Annotated in this window: 19 protein-coding genes; 5 read left to right on the top strand and 14 right to left on the bottom strand. The window is 69.0% G+C overall.

The annotated features are described in order from the left end of the window. The first annotated feature begins 11 nt into the window (after positions 1–11). Positions 12–1,331: a right-handed parallel beta-helix repeat-containing protein gene (locus Actkin_RS11030; RefSeq protein ID WP_258906982.1), complete on the top strand. Its 1,320-nt coding sequence runs from the start codon at positions 12–14 to the stop codon at positions 1,329–1,331. Here the strand turns inward: Actkin_RS11030 and Actkin_RS11025 are convergent. Beyond that, on the bottom strand, positions 1,324–2,076 hold the full coding sequence (locus tag Actkin_RS11025) for a hypothetical protein (RefSeq protein ID WP_258907903.1): 753 nt from the start codon (positions 2,074–2,076) through the stop codon (positions 1,324–1,326). The genes Actkin_RS11030 and Actkin_RS11025 overlap by 8 nt on opposite strands. A gap of 167 nt (positions 2,077–2,243) precedes the next feature. On the opposite strand from Actkin_RS11025, the gene Actkin_RS11020 reads away from it, so the two are divergent. Then, complete coding sequence (locus Actkin_RS11020; protein ID WP_258906981.1) at positions 2,244–4,679, top strand: SdrD B-like domain-containing protein; 2,436 nt, start codon at positions 2,244–2,246, stop codon at positions 4,677–4,679. 130 nt (positions 4,680–4,809) lie between these two features. Here Actkin_RS11020 and Actkin_RS11015 read toward each other — a convergent pair whose 3' ends face one another. From Actkin_RS11015 to Actkin_RS11000, 4 genes are all read right to left on the bottom strand, one after another. Further along, the gene (locus tag Actkin_RS11015) at positions 4,810–6,576 is read right to left on the bottom strand and encodes a GMC family oxidoreductase N-terminal domain-containing protein (protein ID WP_258906980.1); all 1,767 of its coding nucleotides are present in this window, start codon (positions 6,574–6,576) and stop codon (positions 4,810–4,812) included. 11 nt (positions 6,577–6,587) lie between these two features. Beyond that, entirely contained in the window at positions 6,588–7,241 is a 654-nt protein-coding gene (locus Actkin_RS11010; RefSeq protein ID WP_258906979.1) for a hypothetical protein, read from the bottom strand. A 286-nt stretch (positions 7,242–7,527) separates the two neighbouring features. Beyond that, positions 7,528–8,157, bottom strand: coding sequence for a hemerythrin domain-containing protein (locus Actkin_RS11005; RefSeq protein WP_258906978.1), 630 nt, complete (start codon positions 8,155–8,157; stop codon positions 7,528–7,530). Between the two features lie 13 nt (positions 8,158–8,170). After that, positions 8,171–8,632: a carboxymuconolactone decarboxylase family protein gene (locus Actkin_RS11000; RefSeq protein ID WP_258906977.1), complete on the bottom strand. Its 462-nt coding sequence runs from the start codon at positions 8,630–8,632 to the stop codon at positions 8,171–8,173. Positions 8,633–8,765: 133 nt separating this feature from the next. Between Actkin_RS11000 and Actkin_RS10995 the strand changes: the two genes are divergently transcribed. Continuing rightward, positions 8,766–9,665: a LysR family transcriptional regulator gene (locus Actkin_RS10995; RefSeq protein ID WP_258906976.1), complete on the top strand. Its 900-nt coding sequence runs from the start codon at positions 8,766–8,768 to the stop codon at positions 9,663–9,665. A gap of 133 nt (positions 9,666–9,798) precedes the next feature. On the opposite strand, the gene Actkin_RS10990 is transcribed toward Actkin_RS10995, so the two are convergent. The 3 genes from Actkin_RS10990 to Actkin_RS10985 all read right to left on the bottom strand — a co-directional run bounded on the left by Actkin_RS10990 (position 9,799) and on the right by Actkin_RS10985 (position 12,080). After that, complete coding sequence (locus Actkin_RS10990) at positions 9,799–10,398, bottom strand: hypothetical protein (RefSeq protein WP_258906975.1); 600 nt, start codon at positions 10,396–10,398, stop codon at positions 9,799–9,801. A 579-nt stretch (positions 10,399–10,977) separates the two neighbouring features. After that, entirely contained in the window at positions 10,978–11,502 is a 525-nt protein-coding gene (locus Actkin_RS32730; protein ID WP_396122956.1) for a pyridoxamine 5'-phosphate oxidase family protein, read from the bottom strand. Continuing rightward, positions 11,502–12,080, bottom strand: a complete 579-nt coding sequence (locus Actkin_RS10985; RefSeq protein ID WP_258906974.1) for a dihydrofolate reductase family protein — start codon at positions 12,078–12,080, stop codon at positions 11,502–11,504. The genes Actkin_RS32730 and Actkin_RS10985 overlap by 1 nt, the downstream gene beginning before the upstream one ends. Before the next feature lie 111 nt (positions 12,081–12,191). On the opposite strand from Actkin_RS10985, the gene Actkin_RS10980 reads away from it, so the two are divergent. Continuing rightward, complete coding sequence (locus Actkin_RS10980; RefSeq protein ID WP_258906973.1) at positions 12,192–13,061, top strand: LysR family transcriptional regulator; 870 nt, start codon at positions 12,192–12,194, stop codon at positions 13,059–13,061. A gap of 1,204 nt (positions 13,062–14,265) precedes the next feature. Here Actkin_RS10980 and Actkin_RS10975 read toward each other — a convergent pair. The 4 genes from Actkin_RS10975 to Actkin_RS10960 all read right to left on the bottom strand — a co-directional run bounded on the left by Actkin_RS10975 (position 14,266) and on the right by Actkin_RS10960 (position 18,552). Next, complete coding sequence (locus tag Actkin_RS10975) at positions 14,266–15,687, bottom strand: hypothetical protein (RefSeq protein ID WP_258906972.1); 1,422 nt, start codon at positions 15,685–15,687, stop codon at positions 14,266–14,268. 56 nt (positions 15,688–15,743) lie between these two features. Beyond that, entirely contained in the window at positions 15,744–16,067 is a 324-nt protein-coding gene (locus Actkin_RS10970; RefSeq protein ID WP_258906971.1) for a hypothetical protein, read from the bottom strand. Between the two features lie 1,129 nt (positions 16,068–17,196). After that, on the bottom strand, positions 17,197–17,814 hold the full coding sequence (locus tag Actkin_RS10965; protein ID WP_258906970.1) for an RICIN domain-containing protein: 618 nt from the start codon (positions 17,812–17,814) through the stop codon (positions 17,197–17,199). 264 nt (positions 17,815–18,078) lie between these two features. Beyond that, a complete protein-coding gene (locus tag Actkin_RS10960) occupies positions 18,079–18,552 on the bottom strand; it encodes a hypothetical protein (RefSeq protein WP_258906969.1) in 474 nt (157 codons plus the stop codon). Positions 18,553–18,657: 105 nt separating this feature from the next. Here Actkin_RS10960 and Actkin_RS10955 point away from each other — a divergent pair, with 105 nt between their 5' ends. Further along, positions 18,658–20,118, top strand: coding sequence for an AfsR/SARP family transcriptional regulator (locus tag Actkin_RS10955; RefSeq protein ID WP_258906967.1), 1,461 nt, complete (start codon positions 18,658–18,660; stop codon positions 20,116–20,118). Between the two features lie 1,400 nt (positions 20,119–21,518). On the opposite strand, the gene Actkin_RS10950 is transcribed toward Actkin_RS10955, so the two are convergent. Together Actkin_RS10950 and Actkin_RS10945 are read right to left on the bottom strand one after the other, a co-directional pair. Continuing rightward, entirely contained in the window at positions 21,519–25,013 is a 3,495-nt protein-coding gene (locus tag Actkin_RS10950) for a CHAT domain-containing protein (RefSeq protein ID WP_258906965.1), read from the bottom strand. Next, positions 24,971–26,605, bottom strand: coding sequence for a hypothetical protein (locus Actkin_RS10945; RefSeq protein ID WP_258906963.1), 1,635 nt, complete (start codon positions 26,603–26,605; stop codon positions 24,971–24,973). Before Actkin_RS10945 ends, Actkin_RS10950 begins: the two co-directional genes overlap by 43 nt. Positions 26,606–26,607: the final 2 nt, after the last annotated feature.

Below are 26,607 nucleotides of genomic sequence, written 5' to 3'. Positions count from 1 at the left end.
AGACTGCGTCCATGCTTCGTTCCGGTCTCGCCGCGATCGTGGCGGCGCCCGCGTTGGTGCTGGCGGCCTGTGGCGCCGCCCCGGAGACTGGCAGTCGACCGGCGGGCGAGCACGTGACGATCCGCGTGCCTGCCGACGCCCCGACGATCTCCGCGGGGGTGTCGCTCGCCCGGCCCGGAGACCTCGTCTTGGTCGCACCGGGCGTCTACCACGAGTCGGTCAGGGTCGACACGGCCCAGATCACCCTGCGCGGTGAGTCCCGGGACACGGTCGTCATCGACGGACAGCTGCGGCAGCCGAACGGCATCGTGGTCACCGCGCCCGGGGTGGCCGTGGAGAACCTGACCGTGCGGAACAACACGCAGAACGGCGTGCTGGTCACCGGTTCGGCGGCGGCGGCCAGCGGAACGCCGGGCAGCGGCGGCTACGACACCGGAGACGAGCCGGTCAGCTTCCTGAAGTCGTTCCTGGTCTCTCACGTGACGGCCACCCGCAACGGGCTGTACGGCATCTACGCGTTCTCGGCACAGGACGGTGTCATCGAGCACTCGTACGCGTCGGGCTCCGCCGACTCCGGGATCTACGTCGGGCAGTGCAAGCCTTGCCGCATCGTGGTGCGGGACAACGTCGCCGAGCTCAACGCGGTCGGCTATGAAGGCACGAACGCCAGCGGCGACATGTACGTGGTCCGCAACCGCCTCGTCGGAAACCGAGTCGGGCTCACCATGAACTCCGATCACCAGGAGAAGCTGCTCCCGCAGGAACGTGCCCACGTCGTGGGCAACCTGATCGCGGCGAACCAGCAGGCGTCGACGCCCGAACAGGCCGACGGCGGGTGGGGCATCGGCATCGGCATCGACGGCGGCAGCGAGAACGAGGTCGTCCGCAACCGCGTCCACGGCAACGCCGACGCCGGGCTCGTGATCACCGCGACCGCCGACATCCCCGCCAACGGCAACCGGATCGTGGGCAACACCTTCACCGGGAACGGCGTCGACGTCGGCTGGACGTTTCCCACCGCCGCCCGGGGTCGGGGCAACTGCCTGCGCGGCAACGAGCTCGCGAGGGTGGTGCCCGACCAGCTCCTCGCGGCCGCGTCGTGTCCGGCCACCGACCGGCCCACGCCGTCCGGCACGTGGGCGAGCCCGACCGCGCCCCGCGGCATTCCGTTCACCGAGGTGGCCGGGCCTGTCGCGCAGCCCCAACTCCCGAGCGCCGACGGCGCCACCACCGTTCCCGCCGTTCCCGCACTGCCGGACATCGGGGCGATCCCGCTGCCGCCGACGTCCCTGTTCGCCGATCTCGCCGTGGTGCGGGACCTGCCTAGTTGACGAGCCCGGGCACCGGCTGGACCGGGAGGTGCTCCCGGGCGTCGAACTCGATGACGACCGGCTGCGGCTCGGAATCCACATCCGCCTGGACCCGGTGCATGGTCCCGATCGAGTCGACCCAGTAGCGGACGTTTCCCGCGGTGCGCGCCCTTCCGCGAGCGGCAGGGCCGCTCATGATGTCGACCTCGTGGTCGCCGACCTGATCCTCGCCGACCCAGGCCGCGCCGTTCTGCGGCAGCAGTTCGGCGTTGTCCGGCCGGTCGCTGCCGAGGCTGACCGCGATGAGCAGCGCACTGTCCAGCGAACTGCCGGACGTCCGCAACGGGCGTTGGTGCCAACCGGTCTCGGGCGGCGATGGAGGCGCCTGCGCCGGGGCGTCCACCATCGGGTGAACGAACACGGTAGTGGCGCTCCACTGGATCAGGCCGTCACTGGAGGTATCTCGCCCGATGCCTTGCACCACGCCATAACCGAGCCCGGCTCGGTAATCGATGGACCCGGTGATGACCAGCCCGCCCGCGGTGGTCGGCACGGTGATCGTCACCGCCCGGCCGCCCACCTCGTGGTTACGGAACCGCGCGATCGCCAGCCGGTTCGCCTCGTCCGAGGTCAGTGCACGGGGACCCGTGGATTTCCCACCGGAACCGAGCACCAGGAACGCGGTCAGCCCGACCGCTAGGACCGCCGCGACGCCGACAGCGACTATCCGGCGCGGACCTGACGACCGGCGCTGCCGGATTCGCATAGTGCGCACGCGGGCCGATGCTAACAGGGGTCCGAGATTTCACCCCCCTGATTCACCCATTGCGCGGCCGCTGACGCGACGTGGTTCTGGTTGTCTGTAACTGTCCACCACGACTTCCACAAGGGGATGCGATGAGCCGGAGAACCCGGACGCGAAGAGGGCGACCGGTGCGGGTGGGGCTGGCCGCGCTGCTGCTGACCGGCAGCGGGATCACCGGGACGGCGGCCGCGTCCACGACCGACGGCACGCTGACCGTCCAGGTCCTGCGCGACTTCTTCGGCACCGGCGTGATCAACACGACGATGGACGTGCCGCAGCAGGGCATGCGCGTCGACATCTCCGACCCCGAAGGCCACCGCGTCACCGGCGTCACCGACGCCACCGGGAAAGTCGTGCTCCCCCCGTCCGACGCCCTCTCCGGCGGACATTATCGAGTCGACGTCACTATTCCGCCGCCCTACCGCGAGTACCTCCAGGCGGCGCCCGCCTCGACCGCGGCCAACCATTTCGACAGCTTCACCACGTTCGTCGACGTGTCGGACGGCGAGGACGACTCGGTGATCACCGCGGTCTGGAACCCCGCGCACTACGCCCTTCCCGACTCCCGTTATTTCGTGCCGGTCCAGAACGGCGGCAACGGCACGGACACCCGCGCGCTGGTGGCGTTCGGCATCGATACCCGCGGCACGTGCCCGGAGGACATCGCGTGCCCGACCACTCTCGCCACGCAGGCGCAGGTGGGCACGACCTTCGGGCTGGCATACGACAAGGACCGGCGCAGGCTGTTCCAGAGCGCGTTCGCCCGACGGCTCACGCTGTACGGGCCGGAGGGCGGGAACGCGATCTACACCGTGCCGGTCGACGGCGACGGCGCGCCGACCCTGTTCGCGAAGGTGCCGGGCGCGGCGGTCACGCCGCACGACACCGCGAACATCATCAAGGACGCGGGATTCACCGACGCGCCCGGCAAGGAGAGCATCGGCGGTCTCGCCCTGACGGAGGACGGCGCCACCCTGTACGCGGTGAACCTGTTGGCGCGCAGCCTGGTCAGCTTCGACGCCACCGGCGCCAGCGCCTCGGCCCCTGAGTCCACGGTGCCCATACCGGACCCGGGGTGCGCGGCGCCCACCGACTGGCGGCCGTTCTCGGTCGCCGCGCACGACGGCAAGCTGTACGTCGGGGGTGTGTGCAGCGCGGAGAGCACTCAGGACCGCGCGGACCTGAAAGCCGTCGTCTACTCCTATGACGGCACCCGGTTCACGACGGTGTTGACCCAGCCGCTGACCATCGAGCGGGGCGAGGTGCTCGCGGGCCGCTCCGTCCCCGGCCAGACCAACGGGTGGAACCCCTGGAACACCGACCTGGCGTCCTGGGACGAGCACGACGTGACCGGCTCCGGCGCCCTGATCGATCCGCAGCCGCAACTGGCCAGCATGGCCTTCGCGCGCGACGGTTCGATGATCATCGGATTCCGGGACCGCTTCATGGACGTGGTGGGCTGGGGCGGTCTGGACCCGCGTCCGGGCGACAACACCCCGGAGAACGGCTTCTCCGGCGGCGACATCGTCATGGCCTGCGCCAATCCCGCTGGCGGGTACTCGTGGGAAGGCACCGGAAGCTGTCCCGACCACACGAACGAACTCGACGACGGCCAGCAGAGCGGCGGCGTGGCCGAGTACTTCCCCGGCGACTACTTCTCCCAGCAGGGCCCCGCGGGACGGGCGGCGCACCAGGAGGCCGCGCAGGGGTCGGTTGCCTACATCCCGCAGTTGGAGTGGGCGGTCAGCACGCAGATGGACCCGACGGTCAACGTCGCCACCGGCGGCACCGGTTACTACCGGATCGCGACCGGTGAGGGCCCCGGCAACAACCCCAAGGCCAACGCGTACGAGTTCGTCGGTCGGCGGCCGAGCAACGGGTTCGGCAAGTCCGGCGGGCTCGGGGCCATCGCCTACCAGGCGGCCAACGCGCCGATCCAGATCGGCAACCTGGTGTGGTTCGACGGGGATCGCAACGGCGTCCAGGACCCGGCGGACGTGCGCCTGCCGGACGCGACGGTCAACCTCCTCGACGACACCGGCGCCCAGGTCGCCACCACCAAGACCGACGCGGCGGGCGAGTACTACTTCGGCGGCGTCGGCGCCGCCTACGAACTCACACCAGGCGCGAAGTACACCGTGCAGTTCAACGTCTGCACCGCGGACACGAGAACCGTGCCGCGCCAGCCGCGCGCTGCCGACCTGCGCTTCACCCTCCCGGTGGTCGGCACCGACCGGGTGCACGACTCCAACGTGGTCCCGCCGACCCGTGGACAGCTGTGCAACGGCTACGCGCCCGTCACGGCGCCGGACAACCCCGGAGAGGTCGATCACACGATCGACGCGGGCGTGCACATCCCCCAGCCACAGCCGACCACCACACCGACGACATCCGCGCCACCCGCACCCACGACGACGATCCCGGCAGGCAAGAACCCGGGCTCGCTGCCCTCGACCGGCGTCTCGTCGCACCTACCGTGGTTGGCGCTCCTCGGTGTCCTGGTCCTGACCGCAGGCGCGGCACTCGTGTTCCTGAGCCGCAAACGCCGCACCGGACAGGGCTGACTCCCGACCCGCCCGCCCGCGGTCTCACCACACGCGGGCGGGCAGACACAGCCTCTTCGCACCAGGGTGCGCGACTGCACGTGACCCAGCCAGTGTGGGCACTCGTCGCGGATGTGACCCTCGGTGGCTGTCAGAGGCCGCGTTCGATCACTGCCCTGGTCACGCGGTCGTCGATGGAGCTGACCGGGGTCTCGGTGTGCACCCAGGGGTCGCCGCCGAAGTGTCGTTGGAAGATCTTCTCCGCTGTCCGGGTCGCGAGGGCCTGTGTGCTCAGGGTCGGGTTCGCGCCGCCCACCGAGTTGGCCAGGGCCGAGTTGTCGGCGATGTAGAGCCGGTCCACCCAGCGCGAACGGCCGTCCGCGTCCAGCACCGACGTTGCCGGGTCGGCGCCCATGCGCATGCTGGACTGCATGTGCAGCAGCAGGGGCGCCCAGTCCATCCGGTGGACGCGGCGGGCTCCGGCGGCGCGCAGCAACTCGGCGGCGCGGGCGGCGAGGTAGTCGCGGTTGCGGCGGGTGCGGGCCGTGCGGCCGCGGTGGCGCACCTCGATGCGCGGGACCGGCCCGTGCGGGTCCGGGGGCAGGGTCGGCGAGAGGGTGACGCGGTTGGCGGGCTCGACGTCGTCGTCGGTGACGACGAGCGCGGTAAGCAGGTTGTCCACGTCGGCTAGCGCGCTCTTGAGCTCCGCGCCGACCAGCCTGCCCACGGTGTCCGCGCCCTGCGGGCCGACGCCGCTCCCGTTGTCGTAGAACCCGGCCATCCCCGAGTCGCTGAACGTCATCGCGAAGCTCTGCAACGCAGGCGGCAGGCAGACGTTCTCCACCCCGCCGTAGCCGGGGAAGTCGCAGCGGGCCGACGACCCGGCGCCCTTGGACGCCCCGGTGTAGTCGTCGAACACCCCGAACACCCAGTCCAGGTGGTGCTCGGTCAGCCCGCGCCCCACCCAGCCGTTGGGATTGGGCAGCCCGCTGGTGAACCACAGCCGCGGGTTCTCCACACACCCTCCCGCGAGCACTACTACCTTGGCCTCGACGGTGTGCAGGGCGCCATCGGCGGTCCGGTAGACCACACCCCGCGCGGCGGCTCCGCCCGGCTCGGTCAGCACGCGCACCACGTAGGCGTCGGTGAGCAGCTTCGCGGCGCGGCCGCCGGGCGACCACGCGTCGGCAGTGAGCATCATCGGCACGTAGGAGTTGTCGGTGGACCGGCGGGCCTTGAGGTTGCGCGGGGCGTGGCGGGGTTCGAGGCAGCCTTGGAAGCAGTGGCCGCAGAAGGTGCAGCCCCGGGCCTCGGGGTAGCGCAGGCGCAGCGGGTCCGATGTGCGTCCCGCGGTGCCTTCCGGCTGCAGGATGGCGTTCTCCTGCGCCCGGTAGCTCGGCCCCCGCAGGTCTTTCCAGGTCTGGTGCGCCACCCCCAGCGACTCGGCGCCACGGAAGAACAGGGCCTCCTTCGTGCCCATGGCCGCGGTCCGCACGGGCAGGGTCTCCTCGCACCACTCCAGGTACGGCCGGAACTCCGCGTAGGTGAACGGGAACAGGTGGGCGGTGTCGTAGTTGTCGCGGTCGGGGCCGTCGTAGCCGGAGAACGCGCCGGGCGCGGGCCGGGGGCAGTTGCCGAAGTAGTGCAGCGTCGTGCCGCCCACCCCGGCGATCTGCCAGACGAACGAGTTCTGCGGGAAGTCGCGCAGCCACGGCGCCTCCTCCCGCCGGGACGGGCCGACCCGGAGCAGGCCGGTGATCGGGTTGTTGGTGTCGTCCTCCAGCCGGGTCCACTCCTGCTCGGGCCGCAGGTGCCGGGCCCCGGCCTCCAGCACGAGCACGTCGAGCCCGCGCGCGGCGAGTTCCTTGGCGACCACCGGCCCGCCGCCGCCCGCGCCCACCACCACTACGTCTGGCATGTCCGTCCTCCCTAGTCCCGTACCCGGTCCACGCCGCGGTAGTAGCCAAGGAACTCCGGCCACCCGTCGCTGACACCGTCGTAATCGGACAGCCGCCAGCCCACTGGCGTGGCGACCAGCTCACCCCGCCGGAACACCGGCGCCTCGGAGTACGCCGCGAAGGCGGCCAGGGTGGGGATGGTGTTGATGAGGAACCGCGCCGGGGTGCCGTCGGCCAGGCCAGGGCGCTCCAGGCGACGGAACACCTCCGCCTTGCCCTCGAACGACAGGTTGGCGAACGCCGAGGCGAAGGGGCCCAGCGCGGCACGGGCGTCCACGTCGAGCGCGGTGAGGTTGAGGATCGCGGCGACCGCGGCCGCGCCCGGCAGGTTCAGGTCGAACGGGCGGCCCACGAGCGGGAACGGGACGGCCTGGTCGTAGGTGCGCTGCAGGGGCCCGGCCGCGCCCGTCTCCGCCCCGCTCGGACCGTCGGCGATGCGTCCCTGGTGCGCGGAGAACCGGTCGCGGCCGGGCACGAGGAACACCAGCAACCCCTGGAAGGTGTCCCGGATCGGCGGGATCGCGACGGCCTGCGCCGGAACGCCGACCCCGACCGCCGCCAGGACCGCCAGCCCGGTGACACCGAACAACAACTGCCTGCGATTGACGTGCTCTGGTTGGTCCATCGCCACCGCCTGAAAATGGGTGATCAATCTCGGAATCGACGGTAACCGCCCCCATCCGAGCCCGCTCAACGCGATTCGGAATTTCTTCACCGAGTGATGAACGTTCGCGTCGAAATACGAAGACACCCGCACAGACGCTCGCTGATCCGGCCGACACTCTTTTCCGATCTGATCCACCTGACCACCTGGATCGCGCTCGGCGGCTATGTCCCGGGGCGGTCGTGGAGCCGAGCGCTGCCGTGACGGCACGTCGCGGCAGCGCTCGGCACTCGATGACGCGTTCCCGTCAGGCCGCGCCCCAGCGGTCCAGCGCGGCGTAAGCGGGCCGCCACTGAGCCGTGAAGGCAGCGCGGGCCGGTTCGGGCAATGGAGCGAGCATCGTCGCCACGGTCTCGTCGCTCGCTCCCTCCAGCAGCCACGGCAGCAGGCGCGGCGCGTCCGGACCGATGCGCTGGCCGTGGACCTGGCCGAAGTGCGCCCACTGCTGCGGGGTGGCGACGGCCTGGATCAGCGGCAGCGCCTGGGCCTCCTCGTGCCTGAGGTGTCCACTCAGGCCGGTGACCAGCGAGTCGACCAGGTCCCCGAGGCCGTTCAGCGGCGCCTCGGGGTCGGCCAGCTGCGCGTCGATCGCCTCGATGAGCTGGTCCACGCCTGCGTGCTCGGCCTCCATCGCCTCCAGCAGCGCCAGGTCGTCGGGCCGGTCGGCCAGGGTCCGGCGCAGGGCGGGCCACAGCGCGTCGTCCTCGGCGGTGTGGTGGACGTGCAGCGACTTGCGGAACAGCTCCCAGCCGACGGCGGCGCGGAGAACCCGGCGCGGGTCGTCCAGGCGGACGGTGACCTTGGCCAGGTGTTCCAGTTCCCGTCTCAGCGCGTCGTGCATGGCGTACATCGGGGTCATGTCGAGCTTGTCGCTCATGGCGTGCTCCTTGTCAGTTCCAGGTGGCGCCAGCCGGTTCCTTGATGGCGGCGTTGAGGCGGTTGAACATGTTGGTCACGCCGATCAGCAGGATCAGCGCGGCGACCTGCTTCTCGTCGTAGTGCTCGGCGACCTCGTCCCACAGCCGGTCGTCCACGGCGTCGCCGGAGCGGTCGGCCAGCCGGGTCAGCGTCTCCGCCATGTGCAGCGCGGCCCGCTCGGCGTCGTCGAAGAACGGCGCCTCCCGCCACGCCGCGACCGCCGCGATCCGCTCGGCGCTCGTGCCTGCCTTGACCAGGTTGATGTTGTGCGCGTGCACGCACGCCGAGCAGCCGTTGAGCTGGCTGGCGCGCAGGGCCACGAGCTCCTGCAGCTCGTGGGAGATGCCGCCTGCGTTGACGGCCTTGAAGATCGAGCCGATGCCCTTGAGGCCGTCGGGCAGCAGGTACGCGGGGTTGGTCATGCGGGCTGACATCGCGGTTCCTTCCAGGATGGGGTGACCGGTCCAACCATCGCCGCCGCCCTGACCTGGATCAACGTAGACTTCGCGCGCGTGCCGATAACCCGTCGGTTATCGCACCGGCCGGTCGTGCCGCGGGGAGGTGTTGATGGAGCTGAGGGATATCGAGATCTTCCTGACGCTCGCCGAGGAGCTGCACTTCGGCCGGGCCGCCGAGCGCCTGCACGTCTCCCAGGCGCGGGTGAGCCAGGCCATCGCCGGGCAAGAACGGCGTCTGGGCGGCGCGCTGTTCGACCGCTCCAACCGCAGGCGGATCCGGCTCACCCCGCTGGGACAGCAGCTCCGCGACGACCTCCGACCCGTCTACACCGGGCTGCGCGACAGTCTGGAACGGGCGCGGTTGACGGCGCGTGGCGTGACCGGGACGCTGCGTGTCGGCTTGCTGCCGTTCAACGTCGCCGAGCTGCACCCGTACTGGAAGGCCTTCCGCGCCCAGAACCCGCAGTGGGAGCTGCGGGTCCGTCCCCTGCCTTACGTCGACCCGTTCGCCGCCCTCCGCCGCGGCGAGACGGACGTGCTGGTCGTCTGGCTACCGGTGGAGGAGCCGGACCTGACCGTGGGGCCGGTGCTGTTCACCGACCCCCGCCTGCTGGCGGTGTTCGCGGAGAACGAGTTGGCCAGCCGGGCCTCGGTCTCCCTGGAGACGCTGGCCGACCATCCGCACGCCTCCGCGCCGCTGAGGCTGGACTACTGGGAGGACCGGTACCTGCCGTTCCACACCCCGCGCGGCCGCGCCATCGAGCGCACCCACTGGGTGACCACCAGCGACGAACTGATCAACCTGGTGGGCAACGGCGACGTCGTGCACACCTTTCCGTCCCACGTCACCAGGTACTGGCTCATGCCGCACATCCGATGGCTGCCCGTCCACGACATGCCACCCCTGTCCTACGCCCTGGTGTGGCGGGCCGACAGCGAGACCGACCTCATCCGCGCCCTCGCCCACACCGTGCGCAACCTCGGCCCAGTGCACTTCGACGACGTCTGAGAGGGGCACGTAACAGCCAGCCGCGCGGCGTAGTCCGCGTGGGAACGTGCCCGTCCAGCGGGGTGACCAGCTCGTGGTCGTTGACCTTGTGCTCCCATCGGCGGCATCCGCCCCCAGTCACCGTGCAGCGCACTTACGAGCTGAAACAGGGCGACATTTTCTGCTCTCGTTCGGGCTGAAGAAGTTGGACGATCGGAAGACGAAAGATGCGCTCGGCAGTAGTCGGCTGCCACCACGCACAGAGGGTCCGTCGTGCGATGTCCTCCTGTCGAATGATCAGGGGGTCCTTCCACTCGACCGGAATCGCCGTCAGGTCATGATCGCCCGACTCGACTACGTACACCACATGCTTCCCGGCGTTGTCCTTCAGCTCAATTATCTCACTAGGAAGCCAGTAGTTCGTGTTGGACATCAGCCGCAGGAAGAACAGCACCACATAAACAGAACCGAAGGCGCCGAAAGCGAGCTTGACATACCACGCGGTCGGCTTGTCGGGATCAGCTTCGCGAAGCGCCAAGGTGCTCACAATCGAGAGAAGCACCACGTGAACGGCGGAGGTGAACATCAGCCCGAAACCGACGAGCGAAGCTAGTGATAGCCGGGCCGCCACCAAGGAGATCGCCCGCGCGCGCAGCATCCTCACAACCAGCACGATGCCAAGCAGACCCATGATGTGGTACGACAGGAGAAACGCCGGAAGAACTACGACATTAAACTCTGCCGCCTTGAGCACGACCGGCAGTAGCGTGAAGTCCCAGCGTGCTAACGAAAGGATTCGACAAGTCGCGACCAACGCAGGTAATACGGTCACGAGGAGTGCGATCCAACCGAGGTAGTCTGTAGCGGCTTTCGGCGCCCCACCCTTCGACTGCGGTTTGACGGGTCGCGCATCTCCAGGTCGTTTGTGCTGTCGCCTCGTACCCACTTTCACTCCCCCGTTCAGCCGAGACGCGCCTCGGCGCTAGCTACTAGGCAGCACAATCGGGCACCTATAAGAGCCTCGTCCGATGGCGCGGCTCCGAGAGAAGATCATAGGCCAATTGCGAACTGTTACGGGAGCCGACGGACTGATCTCACCCTCTATCGAGGAGGCCTCATTTCTGAGGGGCGCCACGCATCTCACGAGGCAGTTCGCAGGCGGGGGCTGCGAGAACGGCAGCGTCGCACTCCCCAGGTCGGTACGCGTCGACCCGATGAGTTCCGAACCAGCCGTTTCGGTGGAGCGCGGACTCGACTACGAGCGCCGGTGGGAAGCCCGTCCATCAGGGCTTCGTCGTGTGACGCGTCCACCAGCGGTGAATGGACCTCTACACTAACCGGGCCGACTCAGCCCGACGCCAGCCCCACGCGTCCCGGCCGGACAACCACTGTTGCCGGGCGGTGCGACCGGGAGTCTGGTGTCGGTGACGTTGTCGAAGCGCGGATCACCGCCCCGAATAAGCACGTAATGCTGTGTGACATTCGCTTGGTAAAGCCGCAGCGGCCCGTCTGGTCCTACCTCTTGGGGACAGAGTTGCTGATCGGCCGCCAGGCGTGCGTTGAGGAGTTCGACGGCGACTGGGTGAGCGTGGTCGCCGACCAGACTCGCGGTCCCTTCGAGATAGAGGGCCTCCGCTTTGCCGACGGCTGCGCCCGTGTCGAAGACTGTAACGGCCACAGTGGGACAGACCGCGATGTTGCGTGAGTGGCGACTGTCCGGTGAGGACAGCCAGAGGACTCGGTGCTCGCCAGCGGCCGCGTAGAACACCGGGGTGACCCACGGGTTGCCCGCAGGGTCAACGGTCCCGAGCACGAGGTAGCGGTGCCGGGCGAGCAGCCGTGGAACCGTGGCCCACATCAGGCACTCACCGCTGCACGTGGCTGAGGCCGGTACCGCAGGTTGATCTCCGACACCGGGTCGCCTTCGCCGACGCGGTGCAGGCGGACCGGCGCGGCACCGGGGTTGTCGTACAGCCGGATGCCGTCACCGAGCAGGACCGGAGCGATGTGCAGGTCGATCTCGTCGATCAGTCCCAGGTCGAGGAGCTGACGGCCGATGGTCGGCGAGAGCACCTCGAGGTTCTTGCCGCCGGCCGCCTCCAGCCCGATCCGCACCGCCTCGGCAGGCCCGCAGGTCAGGAACGTAACGCCGTCGGCGGGCGTGGCGTCCTCGGGGTGATGGGTGAGCACGAAGACCGGTCCGTCCCAGGCGCCACCGTACGTCCGGCCGCCGGACGCGACGGCCAGGTCCCAGCCGTCCCTGCCGCCCAGCACGGCGCCGGTGGTCGTGACGTACTCGTCGATCAGCCCGGGGCGGTTCGAGATCCCGGCCATCCAGTCCATCGCGTGGCCGGGCCCCGCCACGAACCCGTCCAATGACATCGTGAAGTGCCAGAGCACCTTCCCGCCCGCAGTCTGCGGCTCGGTGTCGTACATGCGTCGCCTCCTGGATCTCGTTGCCGGTCGTGACCGATCCTGGTTCCGGGCAACGCCGTGATCAACGAGAGGATTCACCACAATTGTTCAGCCATACTGAATAATCCGGATATGGAACGGCAGGACATCGAGGTGTTCCTCACGCTGGCCGAGGAACTGCACTTCGCCCGCACCGCGGAACGCCTGCGGCTGGCCCCCGCCTCGATCAGCCAGACGATCAAGAAACTGGAACGCCGGCTCGGCGCCCCGCTGTTCACCAGGACCACGCGACGAGTGGACCTGACCCCGCTGGGCAGGCAACTGCGCGACGACCTGAGCCCGGCCTACGCCCAGGTCCAGGCCGCGATCGAGCGGGCGGTCACCGCGGGCCGCGGCGAAACGGGCGAGCTGTGCCTGGGCTACATGTCCGCCGCGGTGGCACGCCGGGTGCTGACACTCATCGACGCCGTCCGCGGTCACGCACCCGGCATCCAGGTGAACATCCTCGAGACCGCCCTGGCCGACCTGTACGGACCACTGCGCCGCGCCGAGGTCGACCTGTCGGTACTCCCCCTGCCCGTCGTCGAACCCGACCTCACCGTCGGACCCGTCCTGCTGTCCGAGACCGCGCTGCTCGCCGTCTCCGCCACCCACCCCTTGGCCCGACGTGCGCAGGTGACAGCCGACGACCTCGCCGAACAGACGTTCCTGTTCGCCCAAAACCTCCCCGAGTACTGGGTCGACCACCACCTGCCCATCCCCCGCTCGGCGGCCAAGATCACCACACTGCCCGGATTCCAGGAGATCCTGGCCTACGCCGCCTCCGGCCACGGCGTCGCCCTCGTTGGCACCCAGGTCGAACAGCTCTACCCCCGCCCGAACCTGACCTGCCTGCCCATCGAAGGCGGCCCCACCGTCGACTACGCCCTGGTCTGGCGCACCGCCGACCTCAGCCCTCCCGCCACCGCCTTCCTCCGCCACGCACAAACCCACAGGACATGATTCAGCCCATCACCCCAGACTTGGCTCGTTCAGATCGGCCAGCCATCCCGCCACCCTGCCGCACGAGTGGTCAAGCAGCCCTACACGAGACCTACAGGTCGGCCCGCCCTAGTGCGCGTGAACTGCAGCAGTAGATCACCGGCGACCGAGGATCTCCACCGGCACTCGCCCGACTACCCCTTGGATGACCTCGACAACCGACGGGACGGCCAGCGACAGGACCGCATCCTGTGGCATCGCAGCTTCCCCAAGCTGCCCGATTCCCCTTCCCAGCACACGACACGCTGGCTGCGTGTGACTCTTCGACGTGCACCGCCAGCTTCGCTTGTTATGAGCGACCTAACGCCGTGTCCGATGAATCGCCCGGATGTCGTCAAGAATGGCATAGGCGAGACGCGTGCGCCCTTCAGCTAACGAGATCGACAGGGGTTTGGAGCGTACTCCTCCTGTTTCGCTCCTTATCCGCCAGCACAACGATTCTTTCGTTCCACAATCGACGATCTATTAAGGATCGCCCCAAAAACATCGAACGCCCGCTGACCTGGCGTTTCCACCGAGCCAGCGGGCGTTCTTCGGACCGTCGGGCTGACAGGATTGAACCTGCGACCCCTTGTTCTTCTTCGCCTCTCCCTCCCGCCCTGCAAGGGATCCGCTTGAAACGGACCTGAGCTGCCGAGATAGCATGGTCGGTTGTTGTCGTTTCTCGGCCTCCGCCGAACCCGTTCTGGATGGATCGGCGGGTCCTTTCTGGACACACACCACACGGGCTTCCTGCCATCCCGTCGACCTGGCGTAGCCCTACGACGGTGGTCACCAGGCGTGCGGCCTCGACGCTACCGCAGCGTGGGCGCTGAGCCGCCCGAGGTCCCATCCTCGGCGTAACCGACACTTGGGGCTGATGGTGGGGCCTCGAGCGGTCAGGACCGCGGTCGACTCCGGCACGTGGGTTTCTGGACTGCGCGGCGGGAGAGGACTGCGGGGTGGTCCAACCGCCACACATCAGCCATGGCCGCCTCGTATCCATCCCGATCACCAGCGGGCAACGCTGGCTGCACACCTTCACCGAGATGGTCACGCCCGCGCGACATCAAGTCACGGTGTGGTGAGCAGCGCGACCACCAAATACTCCTTCGTACCTCGTGTCGACGGGGCGGCACCCATACGGGGTCAGCGGGTATCGGGTCCAGCGGTCACCACTGTGCGATCAGCCGAAACGGCCGTGATGGATGCACATGGCCTGGTTCACGCAACTTCCGTCCGCGGTCTTGTACGTGCTGTAGACCACCGCGGGATCCGTCGTGGTGTGGTGTCGGGGCGAATCGTTCTTCGGGGCGGTGAAGGTCAGGTCTGGGATCTGGCCCTTGTTGCTGACGACCATGCCCAGTTCGTCATTGTCGGGCTTCCGGTAGAGGCAGACACAGGAGGGATCGGGGGAAGCGCTGGTCACGTATGCCACCGAGGGTGTGCCGCCCACGGCGACGTCCGGGCTTGTGACCATTTCCCAAGCGTCGTCGTCCGACTTCTTGGACCACAGCGCCAGGCGTTTGTCCACGACGGTGGCGCACAGGAGCGATTGTCCGTCGGAGGTCAGCGAGACGCCGGTGTCCGAGTGCTGCTGGTTGTTTCCGGCTTCGATCTTCCACACCGATGATGGCTCGTCGCCCGGAAACATCCTCGCCACATAGACCTGCCGCTCTTGGTCCTCCGTCGACGTATAAGCGCATACCAACGATCCGCCGTGCACGGCCAGGCCAGGGGCATGTGTGGACATGGCCGTGATCTCGGCGATGGGGTCACAAATCGGCTGTGGGTCGGTCCACTGTCCGCTGGCCCCCGGGCCTGCCGGGCGCCTCGTCCACTGGATCGTGAAGTTCTCGTCCACGTAGGCGACCACCAATCCGAACTGCGGGTGCCAGGCCGCGGCCGGAGGGGTGAACGTCCGGACGGTCGCAGGCAACCGCTCGTCGCGGTGCCAGCTTCCGTCCTCGCAACTGTAGGTGGTGATGCCCAGGCCTTCGGTGCCGAGGGGTTGGTGCACGCAGAAGAAGCTCCCTTTGCCGTCGGCGGCCAGTGCGGGCGCCTTCTGGCTGTAGTGCTTGGACAAGGGCCGGTTCTTGCTCCAGCCCCTGCCTTCCTGCCAGAGGGTCCACCACAAAACGTTGTCCTCAGGGGCGGTGGACTCGCCTCCTCCCTCGTTCCACGGCAGGGGGAACAGGAGGCCGGGAACCGGCCAGAAAGAAGTGAAGTAGACGCCGGTGCCGCCGAAGACGATCTTCTCGGCTTTGGCCAAACCCACGCGCGACTCGATGTAGGCGGCGATGATCTCGCCGAGCGGGGGTTCGACGGTTTCGGCGATCGCCTTGGCAGCAACGGTGGCAGACGCTTCGAGAAACTCGAAGGACTCGCGATCGAAATACACCTCGTAGCCCCACCAGTAGGACTTGACCTTGACCTTTATCTTCGCCTCTTTGGGGTGGTCGTAGGTCTTCTCCGTAGTGTCCTGACTCGGCTTGACATCAAAGCCGCACCAATTTTTCCGTGGCCCAGCGCCCGCATCCTGGCCGGAATCCTGTCCAGCTGTTTCGGAATCAGCGTTCGTTCGCGTCATGACGATGTCCTCCTGCATCCGAGCGCAATACCTGAATCTAGTGACTACCCTGCCTGTGGGGCCCCACACGGCGATCACGCGAACGAGCGACCGCGCCCGTCATCGCGCAGCATCGACTGCGCGCAACCACGGACCGCCCGTAGATCCCGAACCACTCGTGCGCCAGCTGCGGTGTCCAGTGCTACGGCCACACCGTGGGCGTGTGCGACGAACGCACCCAGGCTGCCCTGCCGCTTGGCGTTGTTCGAGAACGCCAGGTTCCGCGCAAGCTGCTGGTTCCTCCAACCGTCCAGCATCGCCTCGAACACCTGCTCCCTCGGACGAAGCAGCGCGACCCCGTCGGTGAGCTGGAGCCGTGCGGCACCTGGCAACCGATCCTGTTGACCGCCATCGATCACACTCCGTCGTTCGCGCTGTGTCCGCCCTTCGCAATCGAGTTTCCCGCATCCGTGTCAACCTCAGCTCCCACTGGACCGGTAAATTCAGCGTCATCACGATCGCAGCTCGCAACCAGGCTTCTCACTTGCCAACTCCCCGGTCTCGCGGTGTCGCCGATGTGCATCTGATGCGATATGCCGCGGTTCCGGAGTACATCTGACCCTGCCGTCGTCTCGGTTGCTGTTAGTTGGCGTTCACGAGCGCCTCGGATCGGAGGTGTGTTCAAGTGGCGGGCGAAGGCGGCATAAAGCGCGCGCTGGCCGATCATGTGCAAGAAGGAGCGGCCGTCGCAGGCGCAGCAGATTGCGATGCAGGCGAGTCGATCCGCCCAACCAGGTGAACGCCGGGGTGGTCGCCGACAGGTTGTCAGCCTGACCTGTCCAAGCGTGGTCGATTATCGCCGTTCCTCGACCTCTGCGCACCTGGCTCTGGACAGATCCTGAGTTGGTGGGTCCTTATAGCCACACACTAGGCAAGCGCTTCCTCTGCGATCCCGTTGACCTGGCGCAGCCCTACCACGGTGGCCACAGGCGTGCGGCCCTCGCGGCTAACGCAACGTTGGCGAGCTGCCCGAGGTCCTCGCTCTCGACGTGACCGGAGGCTTGGGCTGGTCGTCCGAGGACCCATCTGCGCAGGGGCTGTGAGCAAGCGTGGGGTGACGGCGCCGTCCTGGGCGGAGGCTGGTGGCACCAGGACGGCCGATAGCAGGCCCAGTGGCGACGGACGGTTGCGGCCGCGCAGGGATCTCACCGGAGCGCGCACGTGACAACGCTGAACTTCTGGCACACCCGAGGACAGGGCTCCGACCGCTGGCGGCCACCTCTGCCGGGATCGACGCGGAACTGGATCACCTCGCCGCACTCGGTAACAGGGTCCACCACCACGTCGACCTTCCCGGACTAATGGACGCCGGGTTCATTCGCGAGGTCGGTGTCGCCCACTGCGGACAGGTCGGCACGGCCTCATGGCAAGCCCCGCTCAACCCCGAGACGATCATCTCCGCGCACAACGCCCACGCATGGGATAACACCACGAGGCCCCCAGCGGTGGGCGGATGGTCGCTGACCATCCGCCCACCGTGTCCGCCGGTCAGTACCAGTACCAGTACTGGTTGGCGCCGCCGTTGAACGGGTAGGCCACCACCTCCTGCCGTTCCACCCCACCTGAGAAGCTCTGGTCGAGGAACCACTCGCTGCGGACGTTCTTGAACGTGTACGACCCGTCGTTCCACTCGGTGACCCGCCACCGCTGGTTGATCCAGTTCGCGTCGGTGCACGCCAGGACCTGGACCGTGGTCGTGGGCGTACTGCCGTCGTACTTCTGGTGCAGGCACTCGCCGCTGCCCAGGTTGCGGACCCGGTAGATGTTGGTACCCAGCGACTCCAGTTGCCAGAACTGGTTGTCACCGCCGTGGCAGTCGTAGGCGATGGCCGTGTGCCTGTTCACGCCGCCGCTCCAGTTCTGGTCGAGGCACTTGTCGGTCAGCCAGTTGCGCCAGGTGAAATACACCTGCTGCGCGCCGACGTCCTTCGAGGCAGTCCCGGCTCTGTTCACCGCGGCCTCCGTTGGCACGGTCGCCGAGGCGAGCACCGGCGTCGCCAATGAAAGCGTCATCAGAACGGCCGTCGCCGCAGCCGCGATAAGGCCGCCGAGTATCATCTTCATCCACTTCTCCGATTCTTCATCGTTGACTTTCGGATCACTCACCCTGCGGCAGTGTGCTACCGCCAAATTCATGCGAGCGAAGTCGACTATCGGGGCCGGACACCGGATATCACTATCCGGACGGTCGCCGCCCCTTCGGTCCGGCACCGCCCCGCACTTTCGAGCACCACCACCTGCAACGCGGACACCGCCGCCGCCCGAGCCGGTGGCGTGGAGATCGCGGAGGAGGCCCGCCGGTTCACCGTCGCGGACGGGAGCATCGATATCCCCTCACCCGTGCGGTACATCATCGCCAGCTGACCGGGATCACCGCAGCGTGCGGCAGATGTCCTCCGCGGTCGGGGAGCTGACCAGAACCACCTTCCCCGTCGTCCCGGACCGGACCGCCATCGGGGAGCCGTTCGAGAGCAGCAGCCTGCTCGGCGGGGTGTCGCCCGGCCCGAGGAGCGCGGCGATGCGGGTGCCGCTGAGGATGACGGTGCGGGGGTCGGGGTAGGTGTAGTACCCGGTGCCTGACAGATCGCGTCGGACAGTGCGGCCGGTCCCGGTGTTGGTGAAGTCGGCCAGCATGGTTCCGGTCTCCACCGCCGCGATCCTTCGGCCACCGGCGAACCAGGTATACCGGGTCAGGTCGGTCACCGGGAAGGAGATGCGGACGCCGAAGGCGCACACCGCCCCCGCGGGCAGCACCACCGGCCCCGGCTCGAAATGGGTTGCAACGGGGCCGGGGTCCGCCGTGGCCGGGGTGCCGGGGAGCACGCAGGTCAGAGCCGCCGTCACGACCGCACAGGTCACCATTCTCGAATGCATGGAATCTCCTGGTATCGGGTTCGCACCAGGGTGCATGCGAGTACCTTCAGATGACTTACAGCGCGGGGAGGCCAGATGCGCTTCGCGGTATTGGGTCCGGTCGAGGTGGAGACGGATAGCGGCCCGGTCGCGCTGCGCCCCGGGCGGCAGCGAGCGCTGTTGTGCGCGCTGCTGTGCGGGCCGGGTGTCGTCTCCGACGGGGAGTTGCTCGCGGCGGTCTGGCGCGTCGAGCCCACCGCGGACGCGGTCCGCACTCTGCAGGTCTGCGTGCACCGGCTGCGCCACGCGCTGGGAGAGCCGGACCGGATCGTCCGGCGTGGTGGCGGGTACGCCCTCGTCGTCGAGCCAGGCGAGCTGGACGCCGCCCGGTTCGAGCAGTTCGCCCGGACCGGACGCGCCCTGCTCGCCGCTGGCGACCCGGCAGCCGCGGCCAGGGCGTTCGCCGACGCGCTGGCGCTGTGGCGGGGCGACCCGTTCGCGGGTGAGGCGGATTGCGATCTGGTCAGGGACGAGGCGAGCAGGCTCGCCGAGCGCAGGCTGGCGGTGGTGGAGTGGCGCATCGACGCCGACCTCGCCCTGGGCCGCGCGACGGACGTCGTCCCCGAACTCGCCGAGCTGACCCGTCAGCACCCGCTGCGCGAGCGCTTCCACGCCCAGTACATGTCCGCGTTGCGCTCAGCTGGCCGCCGCGCCGACGCCCTGACCGCCTTCCGGCGCGCGCGGGCGGTTACGGTGACCGAACTCGGCCTCGAACCCGCGGCCGAGCTGCGCGCCCTGCACGACTCCATCCTGTCCGAGGCGGGGTCCGCCCCGGACATCGCCGAAATCCGCCTGCTGGCGGCCCAGGGCGACCACGCGCGGGCGATCCCCGCCGCCCGCTCCGCGCTCGGCGCGGACGCGCCCGAGCGGGGGGAGCTGCACGAGCTCGCGGGCGTCTGCCTGCGCGAGCAGGGCGACCTCACGGCCGCCGCCGACCACATCGGAGCGGCGCTGGCGCTGGCGGTGGCCTCAGCGGATGCCGCCGCCGAGGCCAGGGCCGTGCAGTTCCTATCCATCATCGAGCGCGAGCGCGGCGACTACGCCGCCGCCGACCGCCTGCTGGCCAGGGCGAGCGGCCTGCAGCGGGAGACCGGCGACGACGAGCGGCTGGCCTGCCTGCTGCTCAGCGGCGGGGACCTCTACCTGCACACGCGAGACCGCAGGGCCCGGGATGCCATCGGCGACGGAATGGCGCTCTGCGCCGACCTGCACATTCCCTTCGGCATTGCCTACGCCACGCGGCTCGCAGGCGAGGCCGAACTGGCCGCGGGCCGCGCCCGCCGCGCACTGCCCCTGCTGCGCCGCGCGGTCGCGCTGACCGAGTCAGCGGGCAGCCCGTTCTCCCTCGCCATCACCCTCCGCAGCATGGGCATCGCCCACGCCAGCCTCGGCCACGCCCAGGACGCGCGAACGGCCTGGCAGCGCGCCGAGGGGCTGTACGGCCGGATCGGCAACCCGCGGGCACGACGGAAGCTGCGGGCGCTCCGCACCGACTAGCGGCCCTCCCGAGAACCGCAGGAACGGGTTCGAGCGGGCGGGTGGGCACTGGGAAGGCCGACGACGAGACCAGGGCCTTCACCACGCGGACCTACCAGCGCGCGGAAGCGTTCCTGTCCGGCCGGTGGACCTACGAGCTGTTCGCCCGTTCCTAGGGGTGCGGTCGGCACAACCGCCCGGACCCGCATCCGCTGGTCGACCAACGTCGCCTTGCTGAACATGGCTGAACAGCAGGATCGCCCAGGTCCCCGACCTGACCCAACGCCAACACGTGCGTACCTATCTCAAGACCGAAATTGACAGTCTCCAGGCCCGCTGACCGTAAGATCGTCAGCGCGTTGAGTTCGCCTGTGAGCAGGAACCTAGTGGTCGTCGGCGCTGGCTTCGTCGGCGTCTCGTTGGCCTATCACGCGGCTCGGGCCAGCACCGTCTTGACCCTGGTCGGCGCAGGCTCGAAGCCGAGCTGCCGGGACTTCCCGTGACTTGGTCCGTCCTGCGACATGCGGGTTCTCCGTTTGCCTGGCCAGGGCGCTAGGCCGTCCGGTCTGGCAGTGCGAGGGTCATAGACGGATGGTCCGCTGCCGTTGACGGCGGCACCACCCGGGGGGCATGTCGACGGCGCGAACCAACCACAACCGGAGAAAGCGCAGGGCATCCGGCACCAACTATCGCCGCCCGCGACGAACCATCCTCACCGTGCAGCAACCGGCTCAAACCAGATTCACTATGGGCCTGACCAGGGCACATACGGTCCATTGAAAGCAGTTGGCGAAGTCCACTCGACCGGGAAGATCAACGACGACCCGGCAAGGGGATCAACAGGGGTTCTGGAGCGTACTTCTCCTGTTTCGCTCCTTACCCCCGCCAGTACGACGATCCTTTCCGTCCACAAGCGACGATCAACTAAAGATCGTCCCGAGAAGATCCAAACGCCCGCTGACCTAGTGTTTCCACCGAGTCAGCGGGCGTTCTTCAGACCGTCGGGCTGACAGGATTTGAACGTGCGACCCCTTGACCCCTAGCGCCGCCGCGATCAGGCGCTGACCTGCGAAAACATAAGCAGCAGTTTCGATTCATGACTGTTGCGGCTCAGTCGGCGCGCTGCTCAGCGACAACCTCCTCCGACGCCCGACCGGAGCCAACCAGTCCGGAGACGTCAACGCTGACACGTCCGTCATCACCGCGCCAGACCTATCGTGACCCGCTGGACGCCGCGTTATCCGTCCACAACACCGACGAGCTGATCACGGCATCCGAGTGACCCGTCGAGCGCGCGCTTCGCGACATGAGCGGATGTTCGATTCCATGCGAACGATGCCAAGCTCAGAGTCTCGGTTTACGGTATTGGATCATCAAGCATCGGCCTGCGGGGTGCGGACTATGTGGATCGCAATCGGGTTCTACCGACCGATGTGTACGAACGCACCCCACAGGGCGGGTTGGTTCGGATACCGCTTCCTGACGTCGCCGACGGCGGCGTGCAGCGCCGCTGCCGGTTCCCAGTGGGACCGCAGTAGACGGTAGAACGCTTTGGCTACGTCGTAGGCTATGTCGTCGTCTACTTTCCACAGTGTTCCGATCACAGTGGGAAAGTTGGCGAACTGGAAACCGGAGCCGATGTGCATTCCCTCGTCCGCGAGCCGACCGCCGGTAAGGAGGGTGGAACAGGCGGACAAGTAAGCCAGGCAGCGGTTCTCGCCGGATAGTTTCGCAATGTCCCGCAGCAGCAACCTGCCGTCAGAGAGCACAAGCGCACCGGAAGCGGGGTCGGCCGGATCGGCGATCGCGTGGCAGCAGAAGTGGGCTGTCGCCGCCTCGACAAGGGCGGTTGACACCGCTCGGCGGGTAGCGCTGTCGTCCTGCAGGACTTCCACCTGGCCGCCGAGCGCACGCTCCACCATGGCTGCTTCCTCCGTCGCGCGTGGCAGAGGAAGGCCGGGGGTCGTCGACACGGCCACGACGACCGCTCGGGCGTCCGCGGCGTAGACAGTCGGGTTGGCGTATGCGTCGATTAGCGCACGAAGGGTCGTCGTCGTCGAGGACACAATGTGAGCGTGCGCGGGGTCTGAGGCTGCCGCGGCGTGCAGCGGCAGCGCGCTCAGCACACCTGTCGGCATCCACCATATACGCCAAGAAGCGCCGCCTACCGTGTCGAGCACCGGAGCGGCGACCGCCTGGCGAAGCCAGTCCACTGTGGAACGCACAGCGGACGCGGTATCGCCGTCAGGGGCTGTCACTGACCGGTTGAACTTTTCGGCACGCCTGCTGGCGTCGTCGTGTTTCAGGTCAGGCAACGGCACGAGGCGGGTACCCGACGCCTGGACGACCAGTGCGGCGCAGCCGAAACGGGACATGTTGACCACCACTATCGGCCCTTCGACCGCGTTGAGCGTCGAGAGGTCGAGAGGCGGCGATACGCGGAACCGCGCCATCCCCGGCACTTCACGCCTGATCCGGTCGACCACGCGTTCCCACCTCGCCGCGATGTCGCGGCGCGCGGCGGCGGGGTCCGCCATGGAGACGGGGTCCGTGTCGAACTCTGTGCTCGCCGCGGTGTCGGCGTTCAACAGCAATGAGAGCCTGTCGAACTCGTCGGCGAGTTCGAGGGCGGTGTCACGGGAAAGACCGGTCAGGCCACGTGCGGCCTGGCGAACCTCGTCCGCACCGGCCCGCTGCTCGATCGCCTGCCTGAGCAGGACGCCGCGCGAGGCCTCCAGAACTGCTACGGCCCGGTCGAAGTCGCCGAGCCGCACCGCCACGGCGGCGGCGTCGACGCCCAGATGCGCCAGCCTGCCGAGTTGGGCGTGCCTGCTGTCCCACCCGAGACGCCGCCCCGTCAACTCCGGCAGCAACCCCAGCGCCACCGAGTACGAGGCGTCGGCTTCCTGCCACTCACCGTGCCCGGCGTGCAACTGGGCCCGGTACGCAGCCGCCGCTGCCCGGATGAGCGGCGCCGTTCCCGTTGAGTCCACGCAGCTGGTGAACGCCGCGAGCGCCGCGGCGCGCACGGTGGACACCCCGCTCACGAGCATGTCGCGTTCGTGCCGCAACCGCAGCGCCATCCCCAGGTTGAACTGGGTTTCGCCGTCCGGGTTGCGGGCCACCGCCGCGGTCGCGGCTGCGACCGCGGCGACCAGGTCGGCCTCGATCCCGGCGCGCAGGAACCGTTCTCGCACCGCGACAGCGAGCAGCGACAACCGCCTGCCCGCTTCCGGATCGTCGTCCCGGGTGCTGCCGACCGCCTCCCGGCACGCGTGCAGGCAGTCCTCCAGGTCCGACTCCCGCCCGTCCTCCTCGAACCGGCGGAACAGCGCGACTCCGAGGTTGGCCAGCAGGCCAGGGCGCTGGGGGTGGTCCGCGGGCACCCGGTCCAGCGCGACCGTGCAGCCCACGACGGCCTCGTCGATGTCCTCGGCCCGTCCGACGGCCTCAAACCTACGCAGCCGGGCGGTGGCGAGGACGGTCATGCGCCGTGCCCGCCCGACGTGGTCCCCGCCGGATACGTCCAGCGACTCCTGGGCCAGCGCCACCGCCTCGTCGAGGTCAGCCAGATCGCCGGTCCACTCGTACCGCGCGCGCAGCGCGTTCGCGGCGTTGGCCAGGAGGGCCGGACGCACCGATCCGCCCGCCCCCGCGCTGGCCGCGTGCACGGCGGTCCTGCTGACCTCGACAGCCTCATCGATTCGGCGCCGGTCGCGGCGGTAGCCGAACTCGCGCAACAGGGCCAGGGTGAGCGTGCCCAGCAAGCGGAGGCGCTGAGGGTCGTCGACTGCGGCCACCGCCACCGCCTCCCGGGCGCTGCGCACTGCCCGGAAAAGGTCCTTCGGTCGCTGTTCGCGCTCGTAGCGTGTCCGGTAGACACCACTGAGGTTGCCAAGGCATCGCGCCCGGGTTGCCGGGTGGTCGACGCTGGCGCGCACGGCGGCGCGGGCAGCGGTCACCGAGTTCCGGATGTCGGCCGGGTCCCCGTACCGCTCGAACCGGTCGCGCAGCACCAAGGCGAGACCGGTTTTGAGGTGGGGCAGTTGCCCGCGTAGCGGGCCTGTGGCCGCGGCTTGGACAAGGAGGTCGACCGCGGCATCGAGGTCGGCGGCGGCACCGGTCCGGCGCCACCGCGTCTGCCGCGAGCCTGCCAGGTCCATGAGCAGCCAGACGCGCAGGGGGCCCGTCGGCGGCACCGCGGCCACAGCCGACTCGCCCTCAGTGATCGCGGCGTCGAGATCGCCCGACGCGCCGGAGGCCCGGTACCGGGCCAGGTGCAGCGCGCTCCGCGCCGCCCGCAGCTTCACCGCGGACAGCTGGCCCGTGGGCGCCGCAGTGAGGGCCGCCGCCGTCACGCGGTCGACTTCGTCGAGGTCTGGCTCGGGGTGGCTAAGCAGGACGGTGGCGATATCGACCGCGAGTTCAGGGAAGTGCGGATGGCTCGTGGCCTGAGTCGTCGCGGCACGGACGAGCCGGACCGCCTGGTCCAGCTCGGACCGGGCGCGTCCGGAGATATTCTTAGTCAACAGCGAGGCGAGGGCGACCTCGTGCACGCACCGGTCCGGGTCGTCGTCGGCGGCGGTGCCGAGCGCCTCCTCCCTTATGACGATCGCGCGCCGCAACGACGGCTCGTCACCATGGACGCGGTAGTGCTCGGCCAGCGTGATGGACAAGTTGCCCAAAAACTCGGACCGGGACCGATGGCCGTCGGGCACCTCGTCGAGAACGCGCTCCCACAGCTCCCGCGCCCGCTTCATGTCGTCCAAGTCCCCGGCGGGATCCGACAGGTAGCGGTTCATGAGGCCGAGGGCGTAGCGCACGCGGGCGATCACGGCGCCGTTGAGCCCATGCGGCGGAGTCTTGTCGGTGGTCACCAGAATTCGCGCCTCATCCGTGTCCGGTTCAGCGCGCACCTGGGCTCGTCGTCCACCGGCCTGGGGCGGACGACCCGCACGCACCGGTTCGACGCCAACGGACAGGTGAGCACCTCGTCTACCGGCTTGTCGGTCTCCTCAACGCCGCGCAGCACGGGTGACGTGCCGTCTAACCGCCGGACGAGGTCGAGAAAGTCGGCGCGGCGGTCCTCTCCGGCACGCGCTGACGCCCGTAGGCTGTCGAGCTGCTCCGTGGACGCGAGGTCAGACGCCTTGCCTGCCAGGCGGGGCAGGTACTCGCAAAACCACTCCCGCCATGTCTCCGCTCCGGACTCCGGCCTGCCTGCGGTCAGGGTGAGCAGTTCGGGAGTCACCGACGTGTACCCGCTGCGGGCGGGCTGTCTGCCCGACCCGAGGTGGACCGCCGTGATTCGCCCGGCCAGGCGCAGCAGCCACATCCGGTCCGAGACGCGGGTCGAGGCGCGGCCCAGCAGGACCAGCGCCGCGCCCACCAACGACAAACGCCACTGCGGCGCCCAGTCCCGCGCCTGGATGTATGAGCTCGCCCACCGCTCGCTTTCCGCCCGGACCCGCTCGACCAGTGACGCCAGCCACGGCGGTGTCGCGGGCCCGTCGTGGGCGCGGGCGAGCAGGGCGGAGACGGCGTTCTGGTCGGATTCGGAGAGGTACCGCAGCACCCGGGTGACGACGTAGAGGACGAAACCCGCGGGGTCGGCGGCCAACGGAGCCCGTGCGCTGTATTTCGCCAAGTCGACCAGCCTGAACGGCGAGTGCTCCGCCAAGACCGAGACCGGGACCACCACGTTGCCGGTGTGCAGGTCGCCATGCGCGCGCCCGTGCAGGTAAGGGAGCGGGCTCTCGTCCCGCAGCAGTACGAACGGGTTGGGCAGGGCCTGCCGATCGTCGCCGACGACCATCCAGTCGTGCGTCAGCCGGTCCGCGACCAGCCGCAGCGGACGGTTCGCGCCCAGCCTGCCCTTGATGTGCTCCCGCAGGTAACCGGCGGTGTCGGTGAATCCGATGTCGGGCTGCCCGGCCCACTCGCGCAGCACCGTGCGCACGAGGTGGGCGCTGAAGCCGACGAGCACATCCGGGGCGCACGAGATCGTGCCCTCGGTGGGCTCCCCTGCCGTCCGTACCGGTCCGCCCGCGGCGACGGAGGCCAACGCCTTGGACAGCACATCGAGGTCGTGGACACCGCCTTCGCCGACAGTGTCGGCCGCGACGTGCTGGAAGACGATCCATCGGCCGTCCCCGACCGGGACGAGGTCGTGACCGGGCGGCGCCAGCTCCGCCAGGTGGAGGCGGGCGAAGTCGGGCGCGTCGCGCAGCGCGGCCCGGTGCCGGGCGAACTCGCTCTCGCCCAGATCCTCGTCCGGGCAACTGTCCATCTTCATCAGGAGCTTCCGCCCTGCCGCCTGCGCGCCGTTTCGGGCCGCGCCGGTGTCCCGCTCGAAGACGAACGCCGTGACGGCGCCGGACCGGCCCTCGGTCAGCCGCCGGTCGAGAGTCCAGCCCAGCCCGCGGGCTGCTCCCCAGGCGCGCAGCGCTGGGGCGGCCGAGCCCAGCACGACCGCAAGTCGCGGGTCCACGATGTCCTCGAACCGCATAG

The organism is Actinokineospora sp. UTMC 2448, from assembly GCF_024760565.1.
Classification (GTDB): Bacteria; Actinomycetota; Actinomycetes; order Mycobacteriales; family Pseudonocardiaceae; genus Actinokineospora; species Actinokineospora fastidiosa.
This window is presented reverse-complemented; position numbering and strand designations above follow the sequence as displayed.